The following is a 21,661-nucleotide window of genomic DNA, read 5'->3' as shown; positions in this document are numbered from 1 at the left end:
CGTTGCACACGCAACCATCGCGCGCCGACCTCTGCCTTTCGCGGAAGTCGGGGGAGGTAGCGAGTGACTAAATTGCGATCTGGCTTACAAAGCTTGCAGTCACTCGCTCGGCGCGGCGACCCGCTGCGGCTGCACGCGAGAGCTTCGCAGCATGTCCTGGAACGGGTTGTCGTCGCGCCAGACGTCGCCCGCGAGCATGCTGATGAGGCCGCGCCGCAGCTGAGGGTCGGGCGTGCGGGCGAAGAACAGGTGCGACACGAGGCGCGTGTGGTAGAAGCGGCGGATCAGCTGCTCGAAGCTGTCGTAGGCGACCTGCATGGTGGCGTGCACCGGGGCCATGAGATCGGCCGCGGCCTCGCGGCCCTCGGCGAGCGCGGGGACGAGGAGGTCGACGGTCCGTTCGGCGCCCAGCATCGCCAGCGAGACGCCCGACGAGAACACCGGATCGAGGAATGCGCAGGCGTCGCCGACGCAGGCCCAGCGCGGGCCGGAGGGGCGAGTGTTCTTGTAGCTCCAGTTGCGGATCGTCCGCGAGGCGCTGCGGGTGGCCCCGGCGGTGAGCCGGCGGCACAGCGGCGAGGCGGCCAGGGCGGCCTCGAAGGCGTCGTCGTCGAGCTTGCCGCGCCACTTCACCAGGCCGACGCTGAGCCGACCGCCGTGCATGGGGATCAGCCAGTGCCAGCCGTCCTCGACGATCAGGACCTTGATGTTGCCCTGCTCACCGAGCTCGGCCCACACCTCGGGCGAGAGGTCGTCGAAGTGGCAGAAGACGGCGGCGCGCCCGAGCTCGTGCAGCGGGGCGATCGTGCGGGCGCCGCGGCCGAGCATGGCGTCCTGGCCGGTGCAGTCGAGGAGGAAGCGGGCCCGGTGCTCCTCGCGGTCGGTGACGACGCGGACGTGATCGCCTATGAACTCGATGTCGCGCACGCGCTCGCCGAAGCGGATGTCGGCGCCGCGGCTCCTGGCGACGTCGCACAGCATGGTGTCGAAGGTGGCGCGGTCGACCTGCCACGCGTGCGGGGGCGTGCCCTCGAGGCCGTCGGCGAAGCTGAAGAAGGCGAACTCGCCGGTGCGCTCGTCGATGAACTCGGCGCCCTGCTTGAACTGCCAGCTCGTGCGATCCATGGCGACGCCGAGGCGGGCGAAGATCGGCAGGTCGATCGGCAGCAGCGACTCGCCGATGTGGAAGCGCGGGAACACGTCCTTGTCGAGCGCGACGGCCCGGACGCCCGCCTGCGCGAGCAAGTTGGCGGCAGTCGATCCGGCCGGGCCGGCCCCGACGATCAGGACGTCGTGCATGGCCGGGTCATACCATGCCGCCGTTGATCCCGATCACCTGACCGGTGATGTACGCGGCGGCGTCGCTGGCGAGGAACGCGACCAGCGCGGCGACCTCGGGGGCGGTGCCGAGCCGTTGCGCCGGGATCCGCGGCATCACGTGGTCGAGCGGGACGTCCTTGATCATGTCGGTGTCGACGAGGCCGGGGGAGACCGCGTTGACTGTGACGCCCTTGCGGGCGAGCTCCAGCGCCAGCGATTTGGTCGCGCCGATGACGCCGGCCTTGGCCGCGGCGTAGGCGACCTGGCCGCGGTTGCCGAGCTGGGCCGAGACGGAGCTCATGGTGATGATCCGGCCCCACTTGCGCCGCACCATCGGCATGATCACCGGGCGGGTGACGTTGTAGAAGCCGCCCAGGCTGGTCCGAAGGACAGCTTCCCAGTCGGCCCGCTCGAGCGCGGGGAACGGGGCGTCGCGGGCGATCCCGGCGTTGTTGACGAGGACACCGAGCGGCCGCGGGTCGGCGAGGATGGCGTTCATCGCCGCATCGGCGGCCGCGTCGTCGCCGACGTCGAAGCGGCTGAGGACGACCTCGCCGCCGGCGGCTCGGATCCGGGCGGCGACGGCCTCGGCGGCCGCGTCGTCGCTGCGGTAGTTGAGGATGATGGGGTGGCCGGCGGCCGCGAGGGCCTCGGCGATCGCAGCGCCGATCCCTCGACTGGCGCCGGTGACGAGCGCGCGTGGCTTCATGCGGGGCTCCCTGCGGAGGTGCTGGGTGGGGCGGTGGTGACGACGGAGAGCACGGCCTCGGCCAGCGGCTGGCCGCGGCGCGTGACTGCGGCGCGGTACTCGGCCATGGCGCCGGCGAACACGCGGGTGGCGACGATCTGCAGCGGGTCGCCGACGGCGAGGTGCTCGGCGTGCAGCTCGAGGTTGCGGCAGGCGGCGATCAGGCCGAGCGCGGGCGGCTGATGGTCGGCGCGCGCGCGCAGGCCGGCGAACGCGGCGATTGTTTGGGCCATGTACTCGAGCAGGGCCGAGGCGTGGACCCGGCCGTCGACGACGAACAGGTTGTCGGGGCGGACCTGCGCGGCGCAGGTGATGCCGTCGTCGCCGGCGGCCACGACCTCGTCGAGCAGCAGCATCGGCGGGCGCTGCGGGACCAACTCGGCCACCGGCGGGAAGTCGGCGGTCATGCCCCGGCTCCGAGCGCGCACTGCCAGCCGACCGCGAGGTGCGGCTCGAGGGCGATCCGCGCCGGGGCGCCGGCGGCCAGCGCCTCGACCAGCGCGAGCGCGGCGGCGCACGGGTTGGCGGCCAGGGCGGCCGGGACCGGACGTGGCGCGGGGAGCATGTCATTCGCGCCATGTTCGAGGCGACATGTCCTCATGGGCATGTCGCCGGGGACAGGCGCCGAAAGGGCGAAGGCGGCGGCGAACGGGTCCCAGCGGCGGCCGGCGGCCAGCGGCTCGGGCAGCGGCTCCTCGGCGAGCACGAGCACCACGTCGCCCTCGCCGGCGGCCACGAGGGCGGCGCACTCGACGAGGCCCATGGCGAGGGTCGAGAGGCCGGCTGACAGGGCGGCGTTGCCGGCCCGGTTGCCGGTGGCGATCGAGACGTAGCCGGCCGCCGTGTTGTGGACGCTGTTGTGGAACTTGGTCGGCGACAGCGGCTCGCCGGGGACGAGCAGGGCGGCGAGGAGGTCGAGGGTGGTGCGGATCTCGCCGTAGACGGAGCCGTACACGAGGGTGGCCGCGGCCCGGTCGACGCCGCCGTCCTGCAGCGCCTGGGCGGCCACCTCGGCGGCCATGCGGGTGAGCAGGCTGGTGCGCCGCCGCATCATCGGTGGCAGCAGCTCGGCCTTCGGGGCGGCCGGCTCGGTCGGAGGCGCCTGTCCTTCGGGCCAGGTGTCGGGCCGGGCCCGCCAGGCGGCGAGGTCGGGGTAGCCGGGGGTCCAGAACCCGAGGCCGCGGACGGCGAAGGCGAGCGCGCTCATGCCGGGCCTCCGACGCGGGCCGCGGGCAGCGGGCAGGATGAACATCGGGACATGTCCCGATGAACATGTCTGGAAGCGCAGGCGCTCATGCCGGGCCTCCGACGAGGACGCTGCAGTTGCTGCCGCCGAAGGCGAACGAGTTGCTCAGCGCGGCGCGGGTGGGGACGTCGCGGCGGGCGGTGACCACGTCGACCGCGAGGGTGTCGTCGAGCGGGTCGGCGCCGACGCTGGCGGGCAGGTAGCCGCCGGCGATGGCGTCGATGACGAAGGCGACCTCGGTGGCGCCCGCGGCCCCGAGCATGTGCCCGGTGTAGCCCTTGGTGGCGACCACCGCGGGCGCAGGGGCCCCGGCGAACACCGCCCGGATCGCCGCGCTCTCCATGCTGTCGTTCTGCTTGGTGCCGGTGCCGTGGGCGTTGACGTGGTCGACGTCGGCGGCGGAAAGGCCGGCGTGCTGGAGCGCGCGCTCCATCGCCATGCGCGCGCCGAGGCCCTCGGGGTGCGGGCTCGTCATGTGGTAGGCGTCGGAGCTCTCGCCGACGCCGAGCAGGCGGGCCGGGCCGTCACCTGTCCGTTCGACCAGGAGCAGCGCGGCGCCCTCGCCGATGTTGATGCCGGCCCGCTCGCGCGAGAACGGACGACATGGCCGCGAGGACAGGACCTCGAGGCCGGCGAAGCCGCGCACGGTGAGGCGGCACAGGCTGTCGACGCCGCCGACCAGGACCGCGTCGCACAGGCCGGCGGCGAGCAGCCGCTGGGCCGAGGCGAACACCTTGGCGGAAGAGGAGCAGGCGGTCGAGACGACGTAGGCCGGGCCGCCGAGGCCGCCGCCGAGGACGCGGGCGACGTGCAGGACGGCGTCGAGGGCGTGCGAGGTCTCGACGTCGTAGGCGGCCGGGAGGGCGCCGCCGTGGGCCTGCGCGTGGGCGTAGGCGGTCTCGCTGGCCTCGATGCCGCCGGTGCTGGTGCCGAGGACGATGGCGACGCGGTCCGAACCCCAGCGGGCGCGCGCGCGGTCCAGCGGGGCCTGCAGCTCGGCCAGGGCGACCGCGGCGATCCGCGCCTGCCGGGTGTCGCGGACCGGGCCGAGGAAGCCGGGCAGCGACGGCAGCGGGGTCGGGATGGCGCCGACGACCGCGTCGAGCTCGAACTCGGCGGGGCACGGGCCGAGGCCGGAGCGACCGGCACGCAAGGCGGCGAGCACGGCGGCGGTGCTGTCGCCCATGCCGTTGCACAGGGCCATGGCAGTGATGGGGTACGGCTGCATGACGGCGAGGGCGGGCGCGGCCGTTCAGAGGCCGGGGGCCGGGAAGGCGCGCAGGAACTCGCGCACGCGGCCGCGGTGGACCTCGCAGCGGGCGTCGTCGGCGTTCTCGACGGCGAGGGCGATGCCGTCGGCGATCAGGTCGGCGACGACGGGCATGTGGTGGGTCTCGATGCCGCGCGAGGTGATGGCGGCCAGGCCGATGCGCAGGCCCGAGGGATCGAACGGCTTGCGCGGGTCGAACGGGATGGCGTTGGCGTTGAGCTCGATGCCGCAGCGGTTGAGCACGCGCGCGACGTGGCGGCCGCCCTGGCCGGTGGGCGTCAGATCGACGAGCAGCAGGTGGTTGTCGGTGCCGCCGGACACGAGGACGTGGCCGCGGGCGATGAGGGCCTCGGCGAGGGCCTGGGCGTTGGCGACGATCTGGTGGGCGTAGTCGCGGAAGCTCGGCTGCAGCGCCTCGCGGAAGGCGACTGCCTTGGCGGCTGTGGTGTGGCAGTGCGGGCCGCCCTGCAGGCCGGGGAATACTGCCTTGTCGATCGCGGCCGCGTGCGCGGCCTTGCTGAGGATCAGGCCGCCGCGCGGGCCGCGGAGCGTCTTGTGCGTGGTGGTGGTGACGACGTCGGCGTGCGGCACGGGGCTCGGGTGCGCGCCGCCGGCGACGAGGCCGGCGATGTGCGCGATGTCGGCCGCGAGGTAGGCCCCGACCTCGCGCGCGATCGCGGCGAAGCCGGCGAAGTCGAGCTGGCGCGGGTAGGCCGAGTGACCGACCCAGATCAGCTTGGGCCGGTTGGCGAGCGCGATGCTGCGGACCTCGTCGAGGTCGATGCGGTGGTCGTCGGGGCGGACGCCGTACTGGACGGCCTTGTAGTAGATGCCGGTGGCGCTGACCTTCCAGCCGTGGGTGAGGTGACCGCCCGCGGGGAGAGCCAGCCCCATGATGGTGTCGCCGGTTTGGCACAGGGCGAGCAGCGCGGCCAGGTTGGCCGGCGATCCGCTGTAGGGCTGGACGTTGGCGTGATCGGCCCCGAACAGCTCGCGCGCGCGGGCGATGGCCAGCGACTCGATCGGGTCGACGAAGTCCATGCCCTCGTAGTAGCGCTTGCCCGGGTAGCCCTCGGCGTACTTGTTGGTGAGGCTGGTGCCGGTCGCGGCGAGCACGGCCTTCGACACGTAATTCTCGCTGGCGATGAGGCGCAGGCTGTCGCGCTGGCGCGCGTCCTCCTGCTCGATCAGCGCGAAGATCTCAGGGTCGGCGGCGGAGAGCTCGGGATCGCGGGCGTGCACGCCCGAGGTTTTCCTGCTCGAAGGGCCGCGGAGTCAAGCCCGGCGCGCCGCGTCGGCCGGGTCCCGAGGCGGCCCCGAGTTCGCCGCAGGCCCGGACGGCGAATGCCGTTTCGCGTCCCGCCGCAGCGGCGCTGCAGCCGCTCCCCTGCAAACAGGGGCGCCGCACGCCTCCAGGCCCACAACGCCGCCGGCCCTTGATACCATGCAGCGGTGGGCGAGGCGGCGAGGACGGGCGAGGGGCCTTTCGCGGAAGGCCCGCCGAGCGCGCGCAGCACCGCCGGGGCCCATTCCGACCTCGATCAGTCGCACCTGACCGGGGTCGAGACGCTGGTCGAGTCGCCGTCGATCGACGAGGTCCAGGCGCTCAAGTTCGAGCGCGGGGCGGCGATCGAGCGCTACACGGTGCTCGACCGCATCGGCGCGGGGGCGATGGGCGTGGTCTACACCGCCTACGACCCGCGGCTCGACCGCCGGGTGGCGCTCAAGATCATGCACGCCCGCCCCGGCCACCGCGCCGACGAGATCGTCGGCCGACTGCTGCGCGAGGCCCAGGCGCTGGCCAGGCTGCAGCACCCGAACGTGGTCGCCATCTACGACGCCAACCGCATCGGCGAGCTGGTGTACCTGACGATGGAGCTGGTCGACGGGCACAACCTGTCGCGCTGGCTCAAGGACGGCAAGCGGACCAGCCAGGAGATCCTCGACACCTTCGTGGCCGCCGGCCGCGGGCTGGCGGCCGCGCACAAGGCCGGGATCGTCCACCGCGACTTCAAGCCCGATAACGTGCTGGTCGGCCGCGACGGCCGGGTGCGCGTGGTCGACTTCGGCATCGCCCGCGGCGCGGAGGGGCCCGAGTTCACGGCTGTCCCTCGGGACATGTCCGAGAACATCTCGACGCCGCCGAGCGCGTCGATGTCGGCGAGCCTGTCGCCGTTCGCCACCACCGACCGCGGCAACCACCCGGCGCCGCTGGCCGACACCGACCCGGCGGCGGCCAAGCTGCAGGCGGTCGCGCTGGCCTCGCAGGCGCCGGCGACGGGGCTCGACTCGGCGATCGCGGGGCTGTCGTCGATGCGATTGACGCGGACCGGCGCGCTGGTCGGCACGCCGGCCTACATGGCGCCGGAGCAGCACATGGGGCAGCGCGTCGATGCCCGCGCGGACCAGTTCGCGTTCGCGGTGGCGCTGTTCGAGGCGCTGTTCAAGGCCCACCCGTTCCCCGCCAAGAATTACGTGCAGCTGACGACGAGCGTGCTCAGCGGCAAGATCGACGCCACGCCGGTGCGCACGTCGGTGCCGCTGCACGTGCGGCGGGCGATCCTCCGCGCGCTGGCGGTCGAGCCGAGCCAGCGGTTCGAATCGATGGACGCGATGCTCGCCGCGCTGGCGCCGACGGAACGGCGGCGGCGCACGATCTTCGGCGCGCTGGCGGTGGCGGGCGTGGCGGCGACGGTGACCGGCGGGATCGTGTGGGCGCAGGTCAAGCCGCCGGGCTGCGAGGGCGCGGACCGCCACCTCGTCGGGGTGTGGGACGAGGGCATCAAGGAGCGGGCGCGGCAGGCGTTCCTCGAGACCGGGCAGCCGTACGCGGCGCGCGCGGCCGAGACCGCGACGGCCGCCCTCGACGAGTACGCGGCGACGTGGGTGGCGATGCGCCGCGAGGTCTGCGAGGCGTCGCTGGTCCACCACGAGCAGTCGCCGCTGCTGCTCGACCGCCGCATGGCCTGCCTCGATCGCCACCTCGAGCAGCTGCAGGCGACCGCGGCGCTGTTCTCCGAGGCGGACCGCGAGGTGGTGCAGCGCGCCGCGGTCGCGGTCGAGGGGCTGCCCGACCTGAAGGCCTGCGCCGACGCCGAGCAGCTGATGCAGGGCCCCGGGCGCGGGCTCGCCAGCCGCGAGGAGGTCGCGCGGCTCGAGGGCATCCTGGCCCACGCGGTGGCCAAGCGGCACGCGGCCAAGTACGCGGCGGCGCAGGGCCTGGCCGAGCGCGCGCTGCAGGAGGGGCGCGCGACCGGGGCGGGGGCGATCGAGGCGCGGGCGCTGATCACCCTCGGGCAGATCGCGGCCGACCAGGGCCGCTTCGAGCAGGCGGTCGAGCTGCACACGCGGGCGATCGCGGCGGCGGAGGCCGGCGCGGTCGACCCGATGCGCGGGCAGGCGATGGCCGAGCTCGGGCTGGTGCTCGGCGGGCTGCAGCAACGCCACGCCGAGGGCGAGCGGATGCTGCAGCTGGCGGCGGCCACCGACCTGCGCGTAGGGGCAGGGCCCATCGAACAGGCGCGAAGGGACATCTCGCTCGGCATCGTGCGGACGGCCCGCGGCGAGCACGAGGGCGCGCGCCAGACGCTGCTGGCCGCGGTCGAGGTGCTGCGCGCGGCGCCGGCGTCGTCGCGGCTGCTGCTGATCGCGGCCTTCAACGCGCTCGGCTCGCTCGAGGACAAGCGCGGGCGCGACGAGGCGGCGCGCCGGTACTTCGGCGACGCGCTGGCGCTGGCCGAGGATCGCCTCGGACCCGACCACCCCGACGTCGCGTCGGTGCTCAACAACATCGCCGTCCTCGAGATGCGGGCCGGTCGCTTCGACCAGGCGATCGCCGCGCTCGAGCGGGCGCTCGACATCCGCGTGCGCACGCTCGGGCCGGACCACCCCGAGATCGCGTCGACGCGGATGAACCTCGGCAGCGCGCTGGTGTTCACCGGCGACTACGCGCGCGCGAGCGGCGACTTCGAGGCGGCGGCGGGGGTGCTGCGGCGGGCGTCGGGGCAGGAGGGGCGGCTGGTCGATGCCCTGTACAACCTCGCCAACAGCTACCACCTGCAGCACGACTACGCCCGCGCGGTGCCGATCTACGAGGAGGCGCTGGCTCGGGGCCAGGCGCTGTTCGGCCCCGACGACCCCGAGGTGGCGTATCCGCTGCACGGCCTCGGCGTGGCGCTGGTCGAGCTCGGGCGCCTCGAGGAGGCCCGGCCGCTGCTCGAGCGGGCGCTGGCGATCCGCACCCGCAAGGACGTGCAGCCGGTCGACCTGGGCGAACTGCGGTTCGCGCTCGCCCGCGCGGTCGCGGGCCGCGACCGTCCGCGGGCGCTGACGTTGGCGTCGGAGGCGCGGGCCGACTACGCCGGCGATCACGCCGACGAGGACGTCTCGCGGGTCGACGCCTGGCTGCTGGCCCACGTCGCTCGCTGAAGCGGCGCCGCCGCGGCCGGGTCTTCGGGTGAGAAGACTGTTCGGACATGTTCATTCGGACATGTCCGATGGGGCTCCTTACATCGTCGCAATCGGGCGCACCCGCGCGAGCGATCCTGGCCGGCGCGCCGACGCGCGCGCGATGTAACGTGTTTGTATGTACCTGCGACTGATCCATTGGCCGCCCGGGCTACGCTCATTCAGCGGGGGATCCGGGCAACTTGCGCCCGGGCGAGAGACAGCATGCCGACACCGAAGCTGAGGCGAGATCTGGTCCTGAAGACGGGGGTCGCGGCGGGGCCCGTGGCCAACCTCGACATCGACCTGAACGCGTCGTTCACGACCGAGCTGACCGGGACGACGATCAAGTGGGAGGACGAGAGCTCGAGCGATCCCGAGGAGCAGACCAAGTTCAAGATGTCCTTCCTCAACGTCGGCGGCGCGAACGTCGGCGCCCTCACCATCAAGCTGGTCGGCAACCCGTGCCCCGACGTGCCGGCGACGGTGACCAAGACGGCCCGCCAGACCACCGATCCGACGGCCACCACCGGCACCGTGACCCTGCTCGACCCGGCCGACGACACCTTCGAGCGGGTGTGGCGGCAGGCGGTCAACAACTCGCGGGTCCAGGTGGTCGACAACGTGGCCAAGATCGACATCCGGGCCAAGGCCGAGGCCGGCTACGTCGTGAATCAGGCCGTCGGCACGGCGACCGACAACTCCCTGATCGTCAACTACGCCTTCGTCGACGCCACCGGCACCGCGGTGGTGTCGGGCAGCGTCCGCTTCGACACCTCGTCGACGGCGTCCGCGGGTTACACGCTCGGCAACGTCCGGGTCGTCGACACCGACTCCGGCGCGAGCGCCCGGCGCCGCTAGCGTCGGCGCGGGCGGACCTCGGCGGCTGCGCGATCGGACAGGCTCCGATGCGCGGCCGCGCGATGCGTCCCCCAGGGGCGGACGCGTGTCCTACCTCGGAGCTCGATCTACGCCGTCGATCGCGTCGGCCGACGCGGTGTATCCTTGACGGCATGATCGCGGGCCCGCCCTTGATTGAGCCGGCGTCGCCGCGGCTGGTGCCGGTGTGGCGCGAGCTGCTGTGCGACGGCATCACCCCCGTCGAGGTCTACGCCCGCTTGCGGGCCTACGCGCGCGGCGGCGGCTCGGGGCCGCCCGACCTGCCCGGCGTCAGCTTCCTGCTCGAGAGCGCGGGCGGGGCCGGCGAACGGTGGGCCCGCTACAGCGTGGTCGGCGTCGGCGCGCGAGCCCACGTGCGCGGGGTGTGGAACGGCTACGACCTCGACGTGACGATCACCCCGGGGCCCGGCTTCTCGCTGCCGCCCGGGGTCGAGACGAAGAGCCGCGGCCTGGCCGGCATCGCCGCGCTGCAGCGGGCCTACGAGAGCCCGCCGCGGCCCGATCTGCCGCGCTTCTGGGGCGGCCTGGTCGGCGTGTGGGGCCACGACGCGGCGCGGGTGTTCGATCCCATCCCGGCCGTACCTGGCCTTTCGGTCATGTCGAGCGATCTGCCGGCGGTCGAGCTGGTGGCGAGCGACACTCTGGTGGTGTTCGACAACTTCTCGAACCGCGTGCGCGTGCTGGCGACCGCGTGCGCCGAGAGCGAGGGCGGGGCGGAGGCGGCGGAGGCGGCCGCGCGGGCCCGCGTCGACGCGGTGGCGCGGGCGCTGCACGGACCCTCGGTGCTGGGTCCGCGGCGGGTTCCCGACGTCGCGCCGCCGGCGACCGAGGTGGCGGCGCCGTGGTCGCGCGAGAAGTACCGGGCGTCGATCGCGGCCGCGCGCGAGCACATCATGGCCGGCGACATCTTCCAGGTCGTGCTGTCGCAGCGGTTCGTGAGCCAGCGCGACGGGATCGACCTGCTCGACGTCTACCGCATGCTGCGGGTCGGCAACCCGGCGCCGTACATGTACCTGTTCGACCTGCCGGCGGCGGCGCTGACGGGCGCGTCGCCGGAGGTGCTGGTCCGCTGCGACCGCGACGCGCTGGCGCCCGCGGTGACGGGGGCCTCGAGCAGCGAGGTGGGCCCGCAGTCGGGCCTGCGCGTGACTGTGCGGCCGATCGCGGGCACCCGGCCGCGCGGGCGCGACGCGATCGAGGACGAGGCGCTGGCCAGCGAGCTGCTGGCCGATCCGAAGGAGCGCGCCGAGCACCTCATGCTGGTCGACCTCGGGCGCAACGACCTCGGGCGCGTCAGCGTGGCCGGCAGCGTGCGGGTGTCGGAGTCGTTCTCGATCGAGCGCTACAGCCGGGTGATGCACATCGTCAGCGAGGTGCAGGGCGAGCTGCGGCCGGAGCTGACGGCGCTCGACGCCCTGCGCGCGACGTTCCCCGCCGGCACGCTGAGCGGGGCGCCGAAGATCCGCGCGCTGCAGATCATCGACGCGCTCGAGCCGGCGCCGCGCGGCTGGTACGGCGGCGCCGTCGGCTACCTCGGCTACGACGGCGGGGCCGACTTCGCCATCTGCATCCGCTCGCTGGTCGCCGTCGGCGAGGAGTTCCGGGTCCAGGCCGGCGCGGGGGTCGTGTACGACTCGTCGCCGGAGGGCGAGGACAACGAGTGCCACGTCAAGGCGAGCGCGGTGCTGCGCGCGATCGCGGCGGCGGCCGAAGGAGGTGCAGCGTGAGCGCGAACGACAACCCCGCGGTCACTGCCGTCGACGCGGCCCCGCCGCTGCCCGGCGGCCAACGCCTGCGACCGGCCGGCGCGCCGCGGCCAGGCTGCCGCGTGCTGGTGATCGACAACTACGACTCGTTCACCTTCAACCTGGTGCAGTACCTGCTGCAGCTCGGCGCGGTGGTCGACGTCCACCGCAACGACGCGGTCAAGCTCGAGCAGGTGCTGGCCGACGCGCCGAGCCACATCGTCCTGTCCCCGGGGCCAGGTACGCCGGCCGAGAGCGGGGTGTGCCAGGACCTGTGCCGCCGGCTGGCCGAGGCCGACGCGCCGGCGATCCCGGTGCTCGGGGTGTGCCTCGGCCACCAGACGCTGTGCGAGGTGCTGGGCGCGCGGGTCGAGCGGGCCGGGCGGATCATGCACGGCAAGCTGTCGCCGATGCTGCACGACGCCACGGGGGTGTTCGCCGGGCTGCCGTCGCCGTTCATGGCCACGCGCTACCACAGCCTGGTCGCGGTCGAGAGCACGCTGCCGGCTTCGCTGATCCCCAACGCCCGCACCGACGCCGGCGAGCTGATGGGCGTGCGCCACGCGACGCGGCCGCTGCACGGGGTCCAGTTCCACCCCGAGTCGGTGCTCAGCGAGCACGGCCACGCGATGCTGCGCACCTTCCTCGAGATACCTGTCCCATCGAACATGGCGGTGACGACATGACCGAAGGGGCAGACGACGAGGCGCTGCGGCGCGGGCTGGGCCGGCTGGTCCGCGCCGAGGCGCTCGACGAGGCCGAGGCGCTGGCGATCTTCCGCGAGATCGTGGCCGGCGCGGCCGACCCGGCGCAGATCGGCGGGCTCCTGGTGGCCCTGGCGATCCGCGGCGAGACGGCGCCGGTGATCGCGGGCGCGGTGCGGGCGATGCGAGAGGCGGTGGTGCCGGTGCCGCTGCGCGAGGGCGGGGCGATCGACACCTGCGGGACCGGCGGCAGCGGGGTGGCCCGACGCAACGTGTCGACCGCGGTGGCGATCGCGGCGGCGGCCTGCGGGGCGCGGGTGGCCAAGCACGGCAACCGCGGGATCTCGAGCCCGTGCGGCTCGGCCGACGTGCTGGCCGCCCTCGGCGTCGACATCACTGCGCCGCCCGAGCGCGTCGGCCAGTGCGTCGACGAGGTCGGCGTCGGCTTCATGTTCGCGCCCAGCCTGCACCCGGCGATGCGCCACGCGGCCGGCCCGCGCAAGGCGCTGGGGCTGCGCACCCTGTTCAACCTGGTCGGGCCGATGTGCAACCCCGCGGGGGTGCGCCGGCAGGTGATCGGCGTGTTCGACCCGGGCAAGGTCGAGGCGATGGCGGCCGCCCTGGGCGCCCTCGGCAGCGAGCGCGTGTTCGTGGTCCACGGCTTCTTCGCCGGCGCGGACCGGCCCGGGATCGACGATCTCAGCCCCGAGGGGCCGAGCACGGTGGCCGAGTGGCACCGCGGCGCGCTGCGCACGTACACGCTGCGCCCGGCCGACGCCGAGCTGCCGGAGGTGCCGATCGCGGCGATCGCCGGCGACGACGCGGCCGGCAACGCGAGCGCGCTGCGGGCCGTCCTGGCCGGCGAGCCGGGGGCCTACCGTACAAGTGTGCAGTACAGCGGGGCGCTGGCCCTGCTGGCGGCCGGCGACGACGGCATCGAGACGCTGCCGGCCAAGGCGCGGGCGATCGGCGCCGCGCTCGAAGACGGCCGGGCCGCGGCGGTGCTCGACCGGCTCGTCGCCGCCAGCCGCGCTGCGCTACCCTGAGGGCAGGACATGAGCGACAAAGGCAGCACGTACCTCGACAAGATCCTGGCCGCCAAGCGGGCCGAGCTCGCCGCCCCCCGGGCGACCCGCTCGGGAGCGCTGACCGACCGCGAGCTGATCGAGCTCGGCGCCCGCCTCCCGCGCCCGCGCGACTTCATCGGCGCGCTGCGCGAGGGCCCGCGCCCGGGGATCATCGCCGAGTTCAAGCGCGCGTCGCCCAGCGCCGGCGTCCTGCGCGAAGGCGCCGACGCGCGCCAGATCGCGATGCTCTACGCGGCCGGCGGCGCGACCTGCATGAGCGTGCTGTGCGACCGGCACTTCCAGGGCTCGCTCGAAGACCTCCGGACGGTGCGCCAGAGCGTGGCGCTGCCGCTCCTGGCCAAGGACTTCATCCTCGAGAAGACCCAGATCGTCGAGGCCAAGCGGGTCGGGGCCGACTGCGTGCTGCTGATCGTCGCCGCCCTGCCGGCGCCGCAGCTGCGCAACCTGATCGAGTTCTCCCACACGCTCGAGATGCAGGTGCTGTGCGAGACCCGCGACGAGGCGGAGATCGATCGCGCCATGGCAGCCGGGGCGAAGCTGATCGGGGTCAACTCGCGCGACCTGCAGACGTTCGAGCTCGACCCCGACCGCGCGGCCAAGCTGCGCAAGTACGTGCCCAAGAGCTTCACGTACGTGGCCGAGAGCGGGGTCCGGACCATCGACGACGCGCTCCGCCTGCGCGACTCGGGGGCCGACGCGCTGCTGATCGGCAGCTACTTCATGACCGCCGACCAGCCGGGCGAGGCGCTGCGCGACCTGGTGATGGCGCTGTGAGGCTGGCCTTCAGACGCGGTGCGGCGAGGCGAGGCGAGGGCGCGCAGCGCCTGGCTTCGGGGACATGTTCTTCTGGACAGGGCGAGAAGGACAGGTCGGTACCCGCATGGTGGTGAAGCTCAAGGTGTGCGGGGTGACCCGCGCCGAGGATCTGGCGGCCTGCGTCGAGCTCGGAGTCGACGCGGTCGGGATCAACCTGTGGAGCGGGTCGCGCCGCGGCCTGTCGCTGGCCGAGGCAGAGGCGCTGCTGCGCGCGGTCGACCCGCCGCGCTCGCTCGAGCGCGTGGGAGTGTTCGTCGAGCCGTCGGCCGACGAGGTCCGCCGCGCGGCCGAGACGCTGGCGCTCGACCTCGTGCAGATCGTCGGCGCCGAAGAGGTGACGGGCTACGGGCTGCCGTACCTGTGGGTGATCCGCGGCACGCCTGCCCTGGCCGAACTGCTGCCGCCGAAGCCCCGGCCAGCGCGCGCGCTGCTCGACGCGGCGGTGCCCGGCTACGGCGGGGCAGGCCAGACGACCGACTGGGGCTGGGCCGCGGCGGCGGTGCAGCAGCTCGCAGGGCTCGAGGTGTGGCTGGCCGGCGGGATCACGCCGGAGAACGCGGCGCAGGCGATCGCGCAGGTCCGCCCGGCCGGGCTCGACGTCGCCAGCGGGACGGAGCTGGCGGGGGCGCGCCGCGGAGAGAAGGACCGCGCGGCGATCGTGGCGCTGCTGGCGGCCTGTCGCGCGGCAACATGAACGATCGGGCATGCTCGGAAGGGCATGTCTGCCGGGGCATGTTTAATAGAGCATGCTCGAATGGGCATGTTGGACGCCGCTGAAGCGCCCGGGAGCTGGGTCGTGGCCGCGCACGCGGGTGATGCCGCTGCGTGCGAGCGCTGCGCTCGGGCCTCGCGCGAGACGAGCGTCGGCGGTCCGGGTATGCTCGCCGGGTGACGAGCGTCTCGCGGCCGGTGCCGGCGGCGGCTCCGTGGGCGGAGTCGATGTTCTCGTTCGGGGTCACCGGCACCAACGGCAAGACTTCGACGACGTGGATGCTGGCGGCGGCGGTGCGGGCGGCCGGGATGTCGGTGCTGCGGGTGTCGACGCTCGGGGTCGCGTTCGACGACGAGGCGTGGCCGCGCGGCAAGCGGTTCACCGACTTCGTGGCCACGCTCGCGCGGGCGCACGAGCGCGGGGCCAGGCACGCGGTGATCGAGACCACCAGCCACGCGCTGGCGCAGGGCTACGCGCGCAGCTGGCGGTTCGACCTCGGGGTGTTTACCAACTTGTCGGTCGATCACTTCGGCACGCACGGCAGCTGGGAGCACTACCTGGCGGCCAAGGCCCAGCTGTTCATGCACCTGGGGCCCGGACGCGTGGCGGTGCTCAACGCGGCCGACAAGCACGCGCTGTTCGTCGACCAGGCGATCCCCGCCGACGTGGAGCGGCGGTGGTTCGCGGCGCCAGGTCGCGGGCCGCGGCTGCGCGCGGCGGACCTCGAGGCCGAGGCGATCGAGGTCGAGGCGACCGGGACGCGGGTGGTGCTGCGCCCGTCGCCGGCCGCGACTGCGCTCGGCGGGGCGCTCTTTACGAGGATGGTGGGCGAGGTGTTCGCCGAGAACGCGCTGACGGCCGCGCTCGCGGGGCTCGCGGCCGGGCTGCCGGGCGAGGCGGTGGCGCGCGGGATCGCCGAGTGCCCGATCGTGCCGGGACGCTTCGAAGTGCTGGCCCACGGGCCTGGCCGGCCGACGATCGCGGTCGACTATGCGCACTCGCCCGACGCGCTGACGCATACGTGCGCGACGGCGCGGCGGCTGGCGGGGCCGCAGGGGCGAGTGTTGGTGGTGTTCGGCGCAGGTGGCAACTCGACGCCAGAGAAGCGCGCGCCGATGGGCGCGGCAGTCGGCGCGCTGGCCGACGTGGCGCTGGTGACGAGCGACAACCCGCGCGACGAGGCGCCGGAGGCGATCGCGGCCGCAGTGGTGGAAGGGCTGCAGGGCGGTCGCGCGGGGTGGTCGATCGTTCTCGACCGCGGGCGGGCGATCGCCGAGGCGGTCGCGGCGGCCGGGGCTGGCGACGTGGTGGTGATCGCCGGCAAGGGCCACGAGGAGGGGCAGACGGCGCGCGGGCAGACGCGGCCGTTCTCCGACGTCGCTGAGGTGCGGCGGCTCGTCGAAGGTTGGCATGTGCCTGAAGGGACATGACCGAGAGGTCATGTGGATTTTCAGGTCGCCGGGGGCGGCCGCGCGGGTGACATGCCCTTTCGGGCATGTCCATACAATCATCTCAGCAGTCGGCCTCGTCGGCGCCGTCGGGGCAGTCGTCGGCCATGTCGCACTTCCAGGTCGCCGGGATCTCGGTGCCGTTGGTGCAGAGGAAGGCCTCGAGGCCGCAGCCGGTGACCTCGTCGGAGTTGTCGAGGCAGTCGGGGACCTCGTCGCAGGCCCAGGTCGCGGGGATCTCCTTCTTGTCGGTGCAGGTGAAGGCCTCGAGGCCGCAGCCGCTGACCTCGTCGGAGCCGTCAGGACAGTCGGGGTTCTCGTCGCAGACCCACGCCGGGTTCTCGAGTGCGGTACCGTCGCTGCAGACGAAGCCCTCGCCGGTGGTGCCCGCGGTGGCCTCGGTGGTGCCCGCGGTGGCCTCGGTGGTGCTGGTCGGGGTTTCGGTGGTCGTCGGCGCGCTGGTGCCGGTGTCGGTGCCGTCGGTCGTCTCGCCCGCCGTGCCGGTGCTGGTCGTGTCGTCCGTGGTGCCGGCGGTGCTCTCGGTCGTGGTCGTCTCGGGGCCGATGTTGGTATCGGAGAGACCGCCGAGGTTGATCGTGCAGCCGGCTGTGGCGACGCCCTGGCTCATGAGGGCGGCGACGGACAAAAATTTGGCGAGGTCGATGTTCATCGTGCCGGCGAATGTGCCACGGGCCGGCGCGCAGGGGCGCGCGCGGCCCATGTGCCGGCGCGCGCGATTCAGGTCGGCGCGAGGCGGACGGTGACCTCTGCGCTCGGATCGAAGGGCGAGCCCTTGACGTCGGCGATGCATTTGACGACGAGCCGCACCCGCGGATCACGCGTGGCGGCGTTCGGATCGGGGAAGCCGTTGCGCGCGAGGATGCCGGCGAGGTCGACCTCGCTCACCAGCCACGGCTGGGTGATGACCTGCCCGGGCTTGAGGTCGCAGGGCATCTTGAGGCAGCTGTCCGAGTAGCTGACGTTCGGATCGGGATCCTTCTCGGCGCGGGCGAGGTTCGGCGAGTCGATGTCGTCCTTCTTGATGTACAGCCACACCTCGTACTTGGTCGCCAGCAAGGTGCACTCCTGCTGCGCGGTGATCACCATCGTGCCCTTGAGGACCGAGTCGGTGACCGGGAAGGTGGCGGTCTCCGCCGGTTGACGCTCGATGACGGTGATGGCGACGCTCGCCATGTTCTTGCCGCCGAGGAACTGCTTGGCCTTGTCGAAGAATCCCATGGCGACGAGAGGTACCACGTCGGTGCACGGGGCGACGATTCCGCGCGGCGATCGATGACGCCGCGAACCGGTGCGATTCGTGGTGGTTCGTCGTGCCCGTCGGCGGCTCGCCCGGGTCGCGGGCGACGGCCGTGCGCCGCGGTAATCGACGTTCCGCGGCGACGGCCCACCTCGACCGACACGAATGATTTCACCCGAGGCTGACGCGGACCGGCGGGGCAAAGGCGGGCGGGCGATCGCTGACTGCGGCGCCGTGCACCGCGGCCTGGTAGCGGTCGCCGAACATCGCGTACGGGGTGGTGACGGGCGGCGCGCTGGCCTCGTCGAGGCGACGCAGGAGCTCGGGCGGGATCTGGAGGTCGAGCGCGCCGAGGTTGTCCTCGAGCTGCTCCGGCCGCGTGGCGCCGAGGATCACCGAGGTGACGCCCGGACGCGTGAGCACCCACTGCAGCGCGACCTGGGCCATGCTGCGCCCGAGCTCGCCGGCGACTGCCTCGAGCGCGCCGACGATCTGCCAGTTGCGCTCGGTGAAGAGGCTGAGCGACTTGCCAGTGCCGGTGCTGAGCCTGCCGCTGCCGCCGTCGCTGTTGGGGCGGTACTTGCCCGACAGGAGGCCGCTGGCGAGCGGACTCCAGGCGGTGATGCCCATGCCGAGGTTGGTGGCGAGCGAGGTGAACTCGGCCTCGATGCCGCGCTCGACCAGCGAGTACTGCAGCTGCAGGTTGACGATCGGCGCGAGGGCATGAGCCTCGGCGTAGGTATGGGCCCGCGCGGCGTACCAGGCGGGGACGTCGGACAGGCCGGCGTAGCGGATCTTGCCGGCGCGCACGAGGTCGTCGAAGGCGCGCACGACCTCCTCGGCGGGGGTGATCCGGTCCCAGGTGTGGAGCAGGTAGAGATCGAGGTAGTCGGTCCGCAGGCGCTTCAGCGAGGCCTCGAGCGCGCGGATCATGTTCTTGCGGCCGTTGCCGCCGGCGTTGGGGTCGCGCTCGGCGAGGTTGTAGCTGTACTTGCTGGTGAGCACGAGGCGATCGCGGTTGCCGTCGGCGATGAACTCGCCCAGCAGCGACTCGCTGGTGCCGCGGGTGTACAGGTCGGCGGTGTCGATGAAGTTGCCGCCGGCCGCGAGGTAGCGGTCGAACACGGCGCGCGCGGCCTGCTTGCTCGAGCCCCAGGCGCCGTACGGGCCGTCGGTGCCGAAGGTCAAGGTGCCGAGCGCGAACGGGCTGACCCGCAGGCCGGAGCGGCCGAGCAGGTAGTACTGATCGAGAGACATGGCGAATCACTCCTGTCGACGACGGCCGCCCCGGGCGGCGCGTCGCGGACTGTCACGATGGGTTGTGGACGATGCGGTCGACGACGGCCGCTCGTGCGGTGCGTCGCGGGCTGTCACGAGCGGTGAGTTGGGAACGGTGCAGTCGACGACGGCCGCTCACGCGGTGCGTCGCAGGTTGCCAGGGGCGATAGGTTGTGGACTATGTAGTCAAGAACTGGTGGAGGGCGGCGCGGCCCGGAGGGCGGCGATGGCGAAGCCGGCGACGGCCCGCAGGGCCTCGGGCGCGGCGCCCGTGCGGGCGCTGACCCGCAGGCCTTGCAGGGTGGAGAGGAGGAAGCGGCCGGCGCTGCGCTCGTCGACGTGCGCGCCGACCTCGCCGCGGCGCTTGGCCTCGGCGACCATGCGCTCGAAGGCGGCCTCGCACAGGGCGGTGGCGCTGCGGGCCAGGGTCACGACCTCGGGGTCGCGCCCGGCCATCTCGATGATCGACTGGATGCCGAAACAGCCGCGCGACCGCCCCTCGGCGGTGTCTCCGGCCACGCCGAGCAGGATGTCCTCGATCGCGCCCAGCGGCGAGGCGACGGCTCGTAGCCGCTCCAGCAGGTCGGCGCCCTGACGCGCCTGGTAGCGCTCCAGCGCGGCGAGGTAGAGGCCGTGCTTGTCGCCGAAGGCGGCGTACATGCTCTGGCGCCCGATCCCCATGGCCTGGAGGAGCTGCTCGGTCGAGGTGCCGTCGAAGCCGTGCTCCCAGAACACGGCCATGGCCCGCTCGATGGCCTCGTCTCGATCGAACTCGCGTGGCCGGGGCATGGCTGGAAAGCTAAGCGTTCTTGACTGCGCTGTCAAAATTAAATGTGAGGGATGCGTGAATGGCGCGGAGGTCTGGAGGCCGCCATACGCAGGCGTCCACGCGTGGACGGCGGGGTGGCTCGAGCGAGGGACGTTGACGCGTCGAATCTTCGGGGCCTGCGCTGCGAAGCACGGCGATGGCGGGCATGTCCTCTCGAACATGGTCTCATGGACATGCTCGATCGGGCATGTCCCCGAGGACAAGCTCGAGCGGAGGGGCGGGGCCAGTCAGCGGCCGCTGGAGACCGGGCGGAACGAATCGACGAAGCGGCGCAGCTCGTCGGCGCGCTCGCGGGCCTGCGCTCGCGGGACTTCGCCGACGATCACGCAGGTGGCGTCGGCGACGGTGACGACGCGGACGAGGCCGTGGGCATTGTCGGTGGTGAGGGTGCCCTCGAGGCCGGCGGTGCCCTCGACGTCGAGCGCACGCACGCCCTGGAGGCGCATGGTGTCGGCGATCCCGCGCAGCTCGTCGGCGGGCGTGCGGCCGGCGATCGGCCTGGCGCGCGCGCTGCAGGTGACGAGCCGCGAGAGGTCGCCGGGCTGCTTGAGCGCGAGCATGCGGGTGGTCATGGCCACGCCGTCGGCGGTGGTGAAGCTCTGGCGCTGCGCGTTGGGCCGCCGGGGGAAGACGGCAGAGAAGCCGACGTCGGGGAAGGCCCAGCGGACCTGCGAGCCCTCGCGCCCGACCTCGACCGGCTGGAGCGCCCCGGCCGCGACCGCGGCGAGCACGGCCTCCTGCTGCTCGAGGTGCTCGCGGAGCTCTTCGGCGAGCGCGTCGACGCGCGGGTGGGGCTCGCGATCGGGGGCGAAGGCGGTGCGCAGGGCGGCGAGCTCGGCGGGGGGGACGTCGACTGCGGCGAGGCGATCGGCGAGGTCGAGGATCCGGTCGCGCTCCTCGGGGAGGAACCACGGAGCGAGGAGGTCGCCGAGCGGGCCGAAGGTGGCGACCGCGACAGCGGGATCGATGGTGTCCGGGAGGGAGAGGGCGCTGGCGAGGACGTCGTGGACGCCGCGCGCGAGGTGAAAGCGGGCCTCGACGAAGGTGCGGCGAGAGGCGTCGTCACTTGTGAGCCGGTCGATGCGAAGGGCGGACTCTTTGAAAAAGGCCGCGGCGACGGCGAGGTACTCGTGTCCGTATTCGCCGCGCGTGAGGGCCCGGGCGGCGTAGAGCTGAAGGATGTCGGCGAGGGCCAGGTGCAATGCGGTGAGCTCGTCGGGGCCGGTGGTGCTCCGGACGGCGGCCTCGATGCCGTCGAGGGCGACGAGGCGCCGGAGCCATTCGCCGTCGGGTCCGTCGAGCCGCGGCAGCAGCTCGGGGCGCTCGCGCTCGAGGCGGACGAAGGCGTCGCGGACTTTTTGATAGTCCTGCGCGGTCCAGGGGGCGTCGGCGGGCGGGAGGTCGTAGGTCCGCCGCAGCTCGCTCGTCGGCTTGTCCTGCGGGGCGTCGACGCTGGCAGGAGCCGTGGTCTCGGTGCTGCGTCGGCAGGCCGCGAGGAGGACGAGGAGGAGCACCAGGCTTCGACCCGTGCCTTGCGAGCGACGGCGCGGCGCGAACGGGTTCGAAGCGAACATCTGCGATGGACGATACAACGGCCGGGACGGAGGCGCACGGACGAGGCCGCGGGTCGCGGGAGGGGGCCGGACGCGGCGAATCCGGGCGCTCGCGGGGCCGACGAATCGGACGCGCTTCCGGGGCGGCAAGGTCGGCCGACATGGCGCGAGGAGCATCGGAAGGCGGCGCTCCGGCCCGCGCGGCCGGGCTGTCGAGGAGCGCTGGTGAGGCGTGGTGCTTCGCTGCGATGACGCCGTCGCTCGCTGCACGAAGAACCCGCGGCGACTTCCGGAGAGGCG

19 protein-coding genes are annotated in these 21,661 nt (G+C 73.4%); 8 read left to right on the top strand and 11 right to left on the bottom strand.

The annotated features are described in order from the left end of the window. Nucleotides 1-99 precede the first annotated feature (99 nt). The 6 genes from OV090_RS02880 to glyA form a co-directional block, all read right to left on the bottom strand. Entirely contained in the window at nucleotides 100-1,299 is a 1,200-nt protein-coding gene (locus tag OV090_RS02880; protein WP_267701911.1) for an NAD(P)/FAD-dependent oxidoreductase, read from the bottom strand. A 7-nt stretch (nucleotides 1,300-1,306) separates the two neighbouring features. Continuing rightward, nucleotides 1,307-2,029, bottom strand: a complete 723-nt coding sequence (gene fabG, locus OV090_RS02875; RefSeq protein WP_267701910.1) for a 3-oxoacyl-ACP reductase FabG — start codon at nucleotides 2,027-2,029, stop codon at nucleotides 1,307-1,309. Further along, complete coding sequence (locus OV090_RS02870) at nucleotides 2,026-2,475, bottom strand: hypothetical protein (RefSeq protein ID WP_267701909.1); 450 nt, start codon at nucleotides 2,473-2,475, stop codon at nucleotides 2,026-2,028. The genes fabG and OV090_RS02870 overlap by 4 nt, the downstream gene beginning before the upstream one ends. Further along, the gene (locus OV090_RS02865) at nucleotides 2,472-3,275 is read right to left on the bottom strand and encodes a beta-ketoacyl synthase chain length factor (protein WP_267701908.1); all 804 of its coding nucleotides are present in this window, start codon (nucleotides 3,273-3,275) and stop codon (nucleotides 2,472-2,474) included. The genes OV090_RS02870 and OV090_RS02865 overlap by 4 nt, the downstream gene beginning before the upstream one ends. Before the next feature lie 85 nt (nucleotides 3,276-3,360). Continuing rightward, nucleotides 3,361-4,542, bottom strand: coding sequence for a beta-ketoacyl-ACP synthase (locus OV090_RS02860; RefSeq protein ID WP_267701907.1), 1,182 nt, complete (start codon nucleotides 4,540-4,542; stop codon nucleotides 3,361-3,363). Between the two features lie 24 nt (nucleotides 4,543-4,566). Continuing rightward, nucleotides 4,567-5,826, bottom strand: coding sequence for a serine hydroxymethyltransferase (gene glyA, locus OV090_RS02855; RefSeq protein ID WP_267701906.1), 1,260 nt, complete (start codon nucleotides 5,824-5,826; stop codon nucleotides 4,567-4,569). A 210-nt stretch (nucleotides 5,827-6,036) separates the two neighbouring features. Here glyA and OV090_RS02850 point away from each other — a divergent pair, with 210 nt between their 5' ends. The 8 genes from OV090_RS02850 to murE all read left to right on the top strand — a co-directional run bounded on the left by OV090_RS02850 (nucleotide 6,037) and on the right by murE (nucleotide 16,425). Next, nucleotides 6,037-9,012, top strand: a complete 2,976-nt coding sequence (locus tag OV090_RS02850; protein ID WP_267701905.1) for a serine/threonine-protein kinase — start codon at nucleotides 6,037-6,039, stop codon at nucleotides 9,010-9,012. Between the two features lie 243 nt (nucleotides 9,013-9,255). Next, nucleotides 9,256-9,891, top strand: a complete 636-nt coding sequence (locus OV090_RS02845) for a hypothetical protein (protein WP_267701904.1) — start codon at nucleotides 9,256-9,258, stop codon at nucleotides 9,889-9,891. Nucleotides 9,892-10,043: 152 nt separating this feature from the next. After that, the gene (locus OV090_RS02840) at nucleotides 10,044-11,657 is read left to right on the top strand and encodes an anthranilate synthase component I family protein (RefSeq protein WP_267701903.1); all 1,614 of its coding nucleotides are present in this window, start codon (nucleotides 10,044-10,046) and stop codon (nucleotides 11,655-11,657) included. 101 nt (nucleotides 11,658-11,758) lie between these two features. Further along, nucleotides 11,759-12,361: an aminodeoxychorismate/anthranilate synthase component II gene (locus OV090_RS02835; RefSeq protein ID WP_267707058.1), complete on the top strand. Its 603-nt coding sequence runs from the start codon at nucleotides 11,759-11,761 to the stop codon at nucleotides 12,359-12,361. Further along, the gene (gene trpD, locus OV090_RS02830) at nucleotides 12,358-13,425 is read left to right on the top strand and encodes an anthranilate phosphoribosyltransferase (RefSeq protein ID WP_267701902.1); all 1,068 of its coding nucleotides are present in this window, start codon (nucleotides 12,358-12,360) and stop codon (nucleotides 13,423-13,425) included. Before OV090_RS02835 ends, trpD begins: the two co-directional genes overlap by 4 nt. Nucleotides 13,426-13,434: 9 nt before the next feature. Next, nucleotides 13,435-14,241: an indole-3-glycerol phosphate synthase TrpC gene (locus OV090_RS02825; RefSeq protein ID WP_267701901.1), complete on the top strand. Its 807-nt coding sequence runs from the start codon at nucleotides 13,435-13,437 to the stop codon at nucleotides 14,239-14,241. Nucleotides 14,242-14,305: 64 nt separating this feature from the next. After that, a complete protein-coding gene (locus tag OV090_RS02820) occupies nucleotides 14,306-14,977 on the top strand; it encodes a phosphoribosylanthranilate isomerase (protein ID WP_267701900.1) in 672 nt (223 codons plus the stop codon). 194 nt (nucleotides 14,978-15,171) lie between these two features. After that, complete coding sequence (murE, locus tag OV090_RS02815; RefSeq protein WP_267701899.1) at nucleotides 15,172-16,425, top strand: UDP-N-acetylmuramyl-tripeptide synthetase; 1,254 nt, start codon at nucleotides 15,172-15,174, stop codon at nucleotides 16,423-16,425. Between the two features lie 82 nt (nucleotides 16,426-16,507). Here murE and OV090_RS02810 read toward each other — a convergent pair whose 3' ends face one another. The 5 genes from OV090_RS02810 to OV090_RS02790 form a co-directional block, all read right to left on the bottom strand. Then, the gene (locus tag OV090_RS02810) at nucleotides 16,508-17,113 is read right to left on the bottom strand and encodes a hypothetical protein (RefSeq protein WP_267701898.1); all 606 of its coding nucleotides are present in this window, start codon (nucleotides 17,111-17,113) and stop codon (nucleotides 16,508-16,510) included. A 68-nt stretch (nucleotides 17,114-17,181) separates the two neighbouring features. Then, nucleotides 17,182-17,682: a hypothetical protein gene (locus OV090_RS02805; protein WP_267701897.1), complete on the bottom strand. Its 501-nt coding sequence runs from the start codon at nucleotides 17,680-17,682 to the stop codon at nucleotides 17,182-17,184. A gap of 190 nt (nucleotides 17,683-17,872) precedes the next feature. Continuing rightward, nucleotides 17,873-18,958, bottom strand: coding sequence for an aldo/keto reductase (locus tag OV090_RS02800; protein WP_267701896.1), 1,086 nt, complete (start codon nucleotides 18,956-18,958; stop codon nucleotides 17,873-17,875). Between the two features lie 207 nt (nucleotides 18,959-19,165). Further along, nucleotides 19,166-19,768 carry a TetR/AcrR family transcriptional regulator gene (locus OV090_RS02795; RefSeq protein WP_267701895.1) on the bottom strand — a complete coding sequence of 201 codons (603 nt, stop codon included), beginning with the start codon at nucleotides 19,766-19,768 and terminating at the stop codon, nucleotides 19,166-19,168. Between the two features lie 267 nt (nucleotides 19,769-20,035). After that, on the bottom strand, nucleotides 20,036-21,382 hold the full coding sequence (locus OV090_RS02790; protein WP_267701894.1) for a hypothetical protein: 1,347 nt from the start codon (nucleotides 21,380-21,382) through the stop codon (nucleotides 20,036-20,038). Between the last annotated feature and the right edge of the window lie 279 nt (nucleotides 21,383-21,661).

It is taken from the genome of Nannocystis sp. RBIL2 (genome assembly GCF_026626745.1).
Lineage (GTDB): Bacteria > Myxococcota_A > Polyangia > Nannocystales > Nannocystaceae > Nannocystis.
Note: the sequence above shows the minus strand (reverse complement) of the source record. Positions and strands in the feature narration are given on the sequence as shown.